This is a genomic window from Enterobacter cloacae complex sp. BZL2005, from assembly GCF_049238885.1.
Classification (GTDB): Bacteria; Pseudomonadota; Gammaproteobacteria; order Enterobacterales; family Enterobacteriaceae; genus Enterobacter; species Enterobacter roggenkampii.
Genome location: NZ_JBMKGI010000040.1, coordinates 1 through 2607, shown reverse-complemented (window position 1 = coordinate 2607; position 2607 = coordinate 1). Strand labels below are relative to the sequence as shown.

3 protein-coding genes are annotated in these 2607 nt (G+C 46.7%); 1 reads left to right on the top strand and 2 read right to left on the bottom strand.

Annotation, left to right across the window (positions count from 1 at the left end; genetic code table 11):
- A partial coding sequence (locus tag ACOTXI_RS24185) for an IS5 family transposase (protein WP_421766153.1) occupies positions 1-597 on the bottom strand: 597 nt, incomplete at its 3' end.
- 569 nt (positions 598-1166) lie between these two features.
- On the opposite strand from ACOTXI_RS24185, the gene stbA reads away from it, so the two are divergent.
- Positions 1167-1553 (top strand): plasmid stabilization protein StbA, encoded by a 387-nt coding sequence (stbA, locus tag ACOTXI_RS24180; RefSeq protein WP_001039464.1) that lies wholly within the window; start codon positions 1167-1169, stop codon positions 1551-1553.
- Positions 1554-1692: 139 nt separating this feature from the next.
- On the opposite strand, the gene ACOTXI_RS24175 is transcribed toward stbA, so the two are convergent.
- Positions 1693-2607: IS5 family transposase (locus ACOTXI_RS24175; RefSeq protein WP_249233034.1), on the bottom strand; the 915-nt coding region annotated here is incomplete at its 5' end.

Sequence of the window (2607 nt, the reverse complement as noted above, 5' to 3'; positions counted from 1 at the left end):
GTGAGTCTGCCGGATAAGACCCGGGAAGGCTTCTGAGTCCGTCACATTGTTCAGCGACAGGTCTGCACAGATGATTTCATGTGTGTTGCTGTCAACTGCCAGATGCAGCTTACGCCAGATACGGCGGCGTTCCTGACCATGCTTTTTGACTTTCCACTCGCCTTCACCGAAGACCTTCAGCCCGGTGGAATCAATTACCAGGTGTGCGATTTCACCCCGGGTGGGCGTTTTGAAACTGATATTAACCGACTTTGCCCGCCTGCTGACACAGCTGTAATCCGGGCAGCGTAGCGGAACGTTCATCAGAGAAAAAATGGAATCAATAAAGCCCTGCGCAGCGCGCAGGGTCAGCCTGAATACGCGTTTAATGACCAGCACAGTCGTGATGGCAAGGTCAGAATAGCGCTGAGGTCTGCCTCGTGAAGAAGGTGTTGCTGACTCATACCAGGCCTGAATAGCTTCATCATCCAGCCAGAAAGTTATGGAGCCACGGTTGATGAGGGCTTTATTGTAGGTGGGCCAGTTGGTTATTTTGAACTTTTGCTTTGCCACGGAACGGTCTGCGTTGTCGGGAAGATGCGTGATCTGATCCTTCAACTCAGCAAAAGTTCGATTTATTCAACAAAGCCCATTCAGTCCTCAATTTGTGCATTTTTTAAACGAAAAAAGGGTGTCTAATACGGTGAAATCATAGTATTACCAAAGTAATAAATAAAAAGTTATTTAAATCAGTAATTTAGATTTGATTTGTAATACCTGGGTAATACCGCAGCATGGCTAAATTTTGTTTTTTTTCTTTTAAATCAGTGCGATAGCGTGATTTATCACGCTGCGTTAGGTGTATAGCAGGTTAAGGGATAAAAAATCATCTTTTTTTGGTAGGGCGATCTCCGTAGGTTAAGGGGCATTTGGCTAAAAAGCGTCCTATTCTTTGATGGTCATGCTTGCATGACCATCTGAGCAACCAAAAACTACAGATAAACTACAGATAAACTACAAAAAACGTTTTGCCTTAGTGTTGTAAGACTACAATAAAACTACAAATAAACTACAAAAAACGTGACAGACTACAAATAGACTACAATAAAACTACAGATAAACTACAAAACTCGATTGACCCCTTCTTACGAGTGTTGTAGAGTCATTTTCATACAACGGAGGGGGTTATGAATAAACCAGCAGATCTGAAACCCCGCAACTTATCGGCTGCTGTCAGATTGCGCCTAAATGAAATCGAGAACTGGCTGGACAGAGGGCTAACGCGGCATGAAATTGCTGAAATCCTCGACAGCGAATACAGCTTTTCGGTAACAGCCAAAGGGCTTGAGATGGCACTGTATAGAACGCGGCAAAACCGAAAAAATGTATTGCACAATACGCATGATAAGAGTAGCGCGAAGGGTGCAGCGGAAAGTGTATTGCACAATACACAACCGTCTGAGCCTGAAGTGCAGGAAAGTAAAAAAGCAGAGAGTCCCGGCATTATTGATAAAGAATTCTTCAAGAAAATCGGTGAGAATTTCGACCCTAAGAAGTTCAACAAAAAATTCTGAGGTGATTTATGAAAGTAGCGGTAATTAATTACAGTGGCAGTGTTCGTAAAACCTTAATTTCATCTTACCTGTTAGCCCCGCGCGGCTTTGTTGAATAAATCAGATTTCGGGTAAGTCTCCCCCGTAGCGGGTTGTGTTTTCAGGCAATACGCACGCTTTCAGGCATACCTGCTTTCGTCATTTTGTTCAGCGCTCGTACCAGGGCCATAGCCTCTGCAACCTGACCATCGTAGTCACGCAGTGTCAGTGAACCTCCGAACAGCTGTTTTACCCGGTACATCGCCGTTTCCGCTATCGAGCGACGGTTATAATCTGTTGTCCATTTCCACCGCGCATTACTCCCGGTCAGCCGCTGATTCGCAACAGCACGGTTACGGTCTGCATATTCACCGGGCCAGTAACCCGCGCCTTTTCGGGGCGGGATAAGCGCGCTGATTTTCTTACGCCGCAGTTCATCGTGACAGAGTTGGGTGTCGTAAGCGCCGTCTGCCGATGCTGCCCTGATTTTTCTGTGAGTCTGCCGGATAAGACCCGGGAAGGCTTCTGAGTCCGTCACATTGTTCAGCGACAGGTTTGCACAGATGATTTCATGTGTGTTGCTGTCAACTGCCAGATGCAACTTTCGCCATATACGACGGCGTTCCTGGCCATGCTTTTTGACTTTCCATTCGCCTTCACCAAAGACCTTCAGCCCGGTGGAATCAATCACCAGATGCGCGATTTCACCCCGGGTGAACGTTTTGAAACTGACATTAACCGACTTTGCGCGCTTGCTGACACTGGTGTAATCCGGGCAGCGCAACGGAACATTCATCAGTGTAAAAATGGAATCAATAAAACCCTGTGCAGCCCGCAGGGTCAACCTGAACACGCGTTTAATGACCAGAACGGTGGTGATGGCGAGATCAGAATAGCGCTGAGGTCTTCCCCGTGATGAAGGCGTTGCCGACTCATACCAGGCCTGAATAGCTTCATCATCCAGCCAGAAAGTTATGGAGCCACGGTTGATGAGGGCTTTATTGTAGGTGGGCCAGTTGGTTATTTTGAACTTTTG

Excerpts from the sequence above, each read along its gene's own strand:
- stbA (WP_001039464.1), top strand. The coding sequence starts at position 1,167 with ATGAATAAACCAGCAGATCTGAAACCCCGCAACTTATCGGCTGCTGTC.